This window comes from Micromonospora sp. DH14, assembly GCF_029809455.1.
GTDB classification, from domain to species: Bacteria; Actinomycetota; Actinomycetes; order Mycobacteriales; family Micromonosporaceae; genus Micromonospora; species Micromonospora parva.
Window position 1 is genome coordinate 1 of record NZ_JARVKT010000088.1, and the last position, 255, is coordinate 255.

The following is a 255-nucleotide window of genomic DNA, read 5'->3' on the forward strand; positions in this document are numbered from 1 at the left end:
ACCGACGCTGACTGGGTTGAAGACGGCATCAATCACTGAGCGGGTGCCGCAGGTCAGCTGGGCACTAAGTCGTAGCTGGGGGTATCCGGAGCAGCCGCCGGTGAGTAGGCGTTGTTTGGTGTAACGGCCGGCGTTGGCCGGCGAGTCGGCGACGACCAGCAAGGTCCCGTCGAGCACGGTCAACAGCATTCCTCGCCATCGCGTCTGCCCGGCGGTGGTGGCAGCCGGGCCACGCAGCAGGTCGAACAACACCCG

1 pseudogene is annotated in these 255 nt (G+C 66.3%); it reads right to left on the reverse strand.

The features are described 5' to 3' along the window. Positions 1–183 (reverse strand): annotated as a pseudogene (locus tag QCZ28_RS34460) (transposase); the annotation flags it as partial. Between the last annotated feature and the right edge of the window lie 72 nt (positions 184–255).